This is a genomic window from Streptomyces sp. WAC04114 (assembly GCF_019733245.1).
In the GTDB taxonomy this organism is placed as follows: domain Bacteria; phylum Actinomycetota; class Actinomycetes; order Streptomycetales; family Streptomycetaceae; genus Streptomyces; species Streptomyces massasporeus_A.
The window spans coordinates 1-5,964 of sequence record NZ_JAIGQA010000285.1; the positions used below are offsets into that span (position 1 = coordinate 1).

Consider the following 5,964-nt stretch of genomic DNA (forward strand, 5'->3'; position numbering starts at 1 on the left):
GGCCCGCGACTACCTGGCCCTCGTCCTCACCCTGTTCCCACGAACCCGCCCCCGCCCCGCACACACCACCATCACCGTGTACATCACGACGACCGACAGCGTCCTGAGCGTCCTCAGCGAGCGGCCGGGCGGCTCGGCTCCGTCTCGGCGACAGGGGCAGGAGCGGCGGGGGCCGGAACCGGACGCAGCCCCCTGACCCCCACGGCGTAGAGAAGCAGCGCCGGGACGAGTCCCGCGCCCGCGCCGAAGCACACCGTCGGAATGATCTCCCAGGGCTTGGCGTCCGAGCCCCAGTACGCCCACCACCGCGAAGCCCGCTGCACCGCGCCCACCAGCGCGAAGCCGCCGATGACGGCAGCGGCCGCCCAACGGTCCCGCGCCGCCAGCACCGGAACACCCACCGGCTCGCACACGGGCACCCGCCGCAGCGCCCGCGCCACGAACACGGCGATCACGACAGCGGCGACCGCCGAACCCCCGTACTGCAGGTACCAGTACAGCGGTGAGCCCGCCACCTCCCGGCCCAGCACCGGAAACAGCCGCATGCCCCACCGGTCGAGATGGGTGAACGCGTCCCACACCACATGGGTCAGCGCCCCGAGCACCGCGGACGCGTACCACCGCGCCACCAGCGACGGCCGCACCCGCGCCCGGGGCGCCCCGCACCGCAGCAGGGTCGCCACCCGCCCCTGCCGGGCCCGCGGCAGCAACGCGACGAGCGGCTCACGCGTCAGCAGCCACAGCCCCACCAGCGCCCAGGCGATGAGGACATCGACCGTGAAGACGCCCGGAACCGAGTGCGTGACGTCGCCGAACTCCATCGCCTCGGACAGCACACTCGCCGCGTAGTAGGTCATGTCGGGCGCGAAGGACCCCGCCACGAGCACGGCGGGGACCAGTCGGCCCCGGCCGGTGCCGTCGGTGCGGACGGCCGGCAGTACGGCTGCCGCATGGCTCAGCGTGAACGGCAACTCGGCTCCTCGCGACGGTCGTTGCACCAGGCAGGGGAGCCTGGCGGTCAGTAGCCCAGTATGCGGGACGCCACCAGGCCGACGGCGTCACCAGTGCACATGACCAACTGGTGAAAAACGGTCACGAACGGGTGCCCGAGCAAAGGAAGTTGTCGTAGGGTCGCCAGAGTCGCCGCGCGGGGAGCGCGTCGAACGCGTGACCGCGGTAAAGAGCAGAGCGCGCAAGAGAACAGAGTTGTGACCGTCGGAGGGCAACCCCTCGGGCGGTTGGATCGTCACAACAGGGCGAACACTGCAGACATAACCGGTTGCAGACATAGACCGGTTGCAGACGTAGACCGGACGCTCGGGCGTCCACGGGAGGGGTTCACTCTATGGCGGCGCAATTCGGCAGGAGGCTGCGCAAGGGGGCGGCGACCACCGCCGTGGCCGCGGTAGCGGTCGCGGCCCTGTCCGCCTCCCAGGCTCCGGGCGTGAACGACCACGGCAGACAGACCACTGCCGACGCCACCCCGTCCCCCGAAGCGAGTGCCTCCGACGGCAGCGCCACCGGCAACTCGCCGTACTACACGGACCTGCCTCCGCTCAAGAGCCCGAACCCGTCCCCGTCCACGGGCCCCGCCCCCGGTGGCACGGGCACCACGGAATCGGGCATCCCCGCGACCGTCCTCGACGCCTACAAGAAGGCCGAGGCCACGCTGCGCGAGGCCAAGCCCGGCTGCAACCTGCCCTGGCAACTCCTCGCGGCCATCGGCCGGGTGGAGTCGGGACAGGCGCGCGGCGGCCGCGTCGACGCCGACGGCACCACCATCAAGAAGATCCTGGGCCCCCAGCTCGACGGCAACGGCTTCGCCCTCATCAAGGACACCGACGACGGCGCGTACGACGGCAACAGCTCGTACGACCAGGCCGTCGGCCCCATGCAGTTCATCCCCTCCACCTGGGCCTGGGCCGGCCGCGACGGCAACGGCGACGGCAAGAAGGACCCCAACAACATCTACGACGCCGCGCTCGCCGCCGGCCACTACCTGTGCCGCAACAACTGGGACCTGTCCCAGCAGGGCGACCTCGACCGCGCGATCCTCAGCTACAACAACTCGCGGGACTACCTGAACCTCGTCATGAGGTGGCTGGAGTACTACCGCAAGGGCGCGCACGAGGTCCCGGACGGCACCGGAACGCTCCCCGACAACCGCAGCGACGACGGCGCGGGCGCGAGCCCGACGCCCACCGTCCCGGGCGCGACGACCCCGGCCGGCTCGACGCCCAAGCCCGGCCCCAAGCCCGAGAAGCCCGAGACACCGCAGAAGCCCGGCGGTGGCGGCACGACGACCCCGAAGCCGCCCACCACACCGCCCGGCACGCCGTCCACGCCGCCCAGCACGCCCCCCACCCCCACCGACACGGTGGACCACCTGGAGGACGCGGCAACCGGGAAGCTCACCGCCATGGCCGGCGACGCGTTCAGCCGGCGGATCAGCACCCGCGCCGAAACGGAGGCCGGCAAGTCCGTCGCCAAGGTCAGGGTCCGCTTCACGATCCTCGGCGACACGGACACCACCTTCACCGGCGGCGAGGACGTGGCCACGGTCGCCACCAACAGCTCCGGTGTGGCCGTGGCGCCCGCCCTGCAGGCGGGGGAGAAGACCGGGACCGTCACCGTCCGCGCCACCGTGGTGGGCCGTGCCCTCCCGGGCCTCGACTACAAGGCGACGGTCACCGAGCGCGCCGCCGACACGCTCGCCCGCACCGGTGACGCCGCGCTGACCTGCGCCCCGGGCGGCACGTTCGCGAACCAGGTCGAGGTCAAGGCCACGTACAAGGGCGCCGTAGCCGACGGTGTCGCGGCCACCGCCACGCTGATCAAGTCGGCGGACGACCCGACCGTCACCGACAAGGGCCCCTACTTCAAGGACGCCGACGGCAAGGCCGTCCGCACCCTCACGGGTCTGAAGACAGATGCCAAGGGCCTGCTGAAGCTGCCCACGCTGTACGCGGACGACACCACCGGCACGTTCCTGCTCCGCGTCACCACGGCAGGCGGCGCGACACTCACCGTCGAACTGACCGTCGCGGCGGCCGAGACGTCCTCGCCGAGCCCGTCGGCCAGCCCGAGCGCGTAGCTCTCAGGTACGACAGACGACGCCCCTCTTGTAAGGAGGGGCGTCGTTGTGTGTGCAACGTGTTCTCATCTCCGCCGCGCGTTGCTACGGTGCCGAACAACCTGACGGTGCATCAGCTCTGGCCGTCGCGACCCGTGGGGAGGCCCCGTATGCGCGCCCTCATCGCCGCCGCCACCGGTCTCGCCCTCGCCTTCGCCGTGGTCCTGACGCTGACCGCCCTCGGCTCCCCCTCGGGTGGGACGTCCCCGAAGCCGCTGCTGACGACCGTGCCCGCACACCCCTGACCGCCCCGCCCGGGAGGGAGGCCGAGATGCGCCGCAAGGCCGGCCTGGTCCTGCTCGCCCTCGCCGTGTTCTTCGCGGCCCTGTCCCCGCTGCTGCGCTGGTACGCCTTCCCCCGCCTCGCCAAGGTCCCCGCGAACCAGTACCAGGACATGGTCCTGGAGGCGAAGGACGCCACCCTCCTCGACTACGGCACTATGAAGGCCAAGAAGGTCTCCGAGGTCACCATCGTCCAGACCCTCAAGGGCGACGTGGAGGCCTCCGAGCGGATCGAGGAGTCGGCCGGCCGTGACGTCGTCGTCTGGGACGGCCTGTCCTACGTCGTCGGCCCCGACGGCAAGATGGTCTCCCGGATCCCCGAGCGCTACATCTTCGACGCCCACACCCAGGAACCCGTCCACGCCACCGGCGAGATGGTCGACGGCGACCCGGTGCGCCGCCAGGGCATCGAGTTCAAGTGGCCCTTCCTGACCGGTAAACGGGACTACGAGTACTTCGACGCCCAGGCCCGCATCACCGCACCCATCACGTACAAGGGCACCCAGGACTTCCGCGGCCTGGAGGTCTACTACTTCGAGCAGACCATCCCCTGGACCGAGGTGAAGATCCCGAAGACCCTGCCCGTCGAGGGCCTCACCTCCGAGGCGGTGGAACGGACCGGCACGAAACGCTGGTACACCACGGTCCGCAAGTTCTGGGTCGAACCCCTCACCGGCGCCCCCGTGTACGGCGAGGAGATCCACAAGGAGGAACTGCGCGGCGGCACCCTCCTCGGGGACCGCGACAAGGTGACCGCGTTCGCCGGCCACGTGAAGATGCGCGAGGACTACATCACGCACACCGTCGACCTGGTGAAGTCCCAGCGTCTGCTCATCGCGCTGCTGACGTCCTACCTGCCGTGGGGATTCCTGACCCTCGGCGTCCTCCTGCTCGCCCTCGCGCTGTACGTCGAGGCCCGCGGCCGCCGCCCCTCGAAAGAGGCCCCCTCGGCGGCCGAGGAAGTGCCGTCGGTCAGCGCCTGAGCCGCGCGTTGGTGTGCCGGGTCGGCTCGGCCGCCGCCGGGTCCTCGGGCCACGGATGCCTCGGATACCGCCCCCGCAGCTCCGCCCGCACGCCCCTGTAGCCGTCCCGCCAGAACGAGGCGAGGTCGGCGGTGACGGCGGCCGGCCGCCCGGCCGGGGACAGCAGGTGCACGAGCAGCGGCACCCCGGCGACCCGGGGCGACTCCTGCAGCCCGAACATCTCCTGCAACTTCACCGCCAGCACGGGCTGCTCGGGCCGGGAGTAGTCGATCCGGATCCTCGACCCGCTCGGCACGGTCATCCGCTCCGGAGCCAGCTCGTCGAGCCGCCCCGCCTCCCCTGAGGCCCAGGGCAGCAGCCTGGTGAGCGCCACCCCGGCATCGATCCGCGCCAGATCGGCCCGCCGCCGCGCCCGGCCGAGCTCCGGCTCCAGCCACTCCTCCACGCGCGCGTGCAACGCGTCATCGGACACGTCCGGCCAGGGCGCACCGAGATGCAGCCACAGGAAGGCCAGCCGCTGCCGCAGCGCATCGGCCTCCGCCGACCACCGCAGCAGCCCGAACCCCTCCCGCCGCAGCCCGTCGAGCAACGCGTCGCGCACGAGCCCGGGACCGGCGTCCTTCAGCGCCCGTACCGCCAGCTCGACGGCCCCCAGCCGCTCCACCCGCCGCGCCACGACGTCCCCGCCGTCCCAGCGGACCTCGTCCCGCTCCTCCAGCAGCGCCCCCGCCGCGACCCGGGCCGTCTCCTCGTCGACGACCGCCCCGAGCTGCACGCGCGCGTGCCCCCTGCCGACGGGCCGGTCGGCCATGGCGACGGCGATCCAGGGGGAACCGTGCAGCGCGCTGCCGGCGCCGACCTCGGCGCGGGTTCCCGACGCCATGAGATACGACCCGCCGTCCACCTTCGCCACCCGCTCGGGAAAGGCGAGAGCGGCGACGAGCCCCACCTGCTGCTCCTCGGAGAGGCCCGCGGGCGTCTCGGCCTCAGCCGCGGCCTTGTACGGCACACCGGAAACAACGGCCCGCAACCGCCTGACCTCACTCCGCCACCGTGACGCGTAGGCATCACCCCCATGCCGAGCACGGCGCAGCGCGCCCGCCAGGTCGTCCCCGTACTCCCGTGGAGCCTCCTCGCTGAGCAGCGCGATGACCTCGGCGGCCCGCTCCGCCCCGACCGGGCCGGACCCGTCCAGCAGCGCCCGCCCCAGCCGGGGATGCAGTCCCAGCCGGGACAGAGCGACACCCCGCTCCGTGGCCCGCCCGGCGGAGTCCACCGCCCCCACCGCCGTCAGGACCTCCCGCGCCGCCGCCATGGCCCCGCTCGGCGGGCCGTCCAGCAGCGCCAGTCCGGACGCGTCCGGATCTCCCCAGCACGCCACCTGCAACGCGAACGCCGTCAGGTCGGCCACCTTGATCTCCGGCGACGGATACCGCGGCAGCCGCGCGTCCTCGGCCTCCGCCCAGCAGCGGTACACCGTCCCCGGCGCCTCACGCCCGGCCCGCCCCGCCCGCTGCCGCGGTATCCGTCGCCGGAGATCAAGGTGGCCGACCTGACGGCGTTCGCG

Annotated in this window: 5 protein-coding genes; 3 read left to right on the forward strand and 2 right to left on the reverse strand. The window is 72.5% G+C overall.

Features of this window, described 5'->3' with window-relative positions; genetic code table 11:
* Nucleotides 1–113: 113 nt before the first annotated feature.
* Nucleotides 114–971 carry a DUF4184 family protein gene (locus K4G64_RS37805; protein WP_221760391.1) on the reverse strand — a complete coding sequence of 286 codons (858 nt, stop codon included), beginning with the start codon at nucleotides 969–971 and terminating at the stop codon, nucleotides 114–116.
* A gap of 374 nt (nucleotides 972–1,345) precedes the next feature.
* Here K4G64_RS37805 and K4G64_RS37810 point away from each other — a divergent pair, with 374 nt between their 5' ends.
* From K4G64_RS37810 to K4G64_RS37820, 3 genes are all read left to right on the forward strand, one after another.
* Complete coding sequence (locus K4G64_RS37810; protein WP_221760392.1) at nucleotides 1,346–3,094, forward strand: lytic transglycosylase domain-containing protein; 1,749 nt, start codon at nucleotides 1,346–1,348, stop codon at nucleotides 3,092–3,094.
* A 149-nt stretch (nucleotides 3,095–3,243) separates the two neighbouring features.
* Nucleotides 3,244–3,378 (forward strand): SPW_0924 family protein, encoded by a 135-nt coding sequence (locus tag K4G64_RS37815; protein WP_107426737.1) that lies wholly within the window; start codon nucleotides 3,244–3,246, stop codon nucleotides 3,376–3,378.
* 26 nt (nucleotides 3,379–3,404) lie between these two features.
* Nucleotides 3,405–4,397, forward strand: a complete 993-nt coding sequence (locus tag K4G64_RS37820) for a DUF3068 domain-containing protein (RefSeq protein ID WP_221760393.1) — start codon at nucleotides 3,405–3,407, stop codon at nucleotides 4,395–4,397.
* Here the strand turns inward: K4G64_RS37820 and K4G64_RS37825 are convergent.
* Nucleotides 4,387–5,964, reverse strand: a 1,578-nt coding sequence (locus K4G64_RS37825; protein WP_308122598.1) for an ATP-dependent helicase C-terminal domain-containing protein, incomplete at its 5' end; no start/stop codon positions are given. The two genes, K4G64_RS37820 and K4G64_RS37825, sit on opposite strands and share 11 nt — an antisense overlap.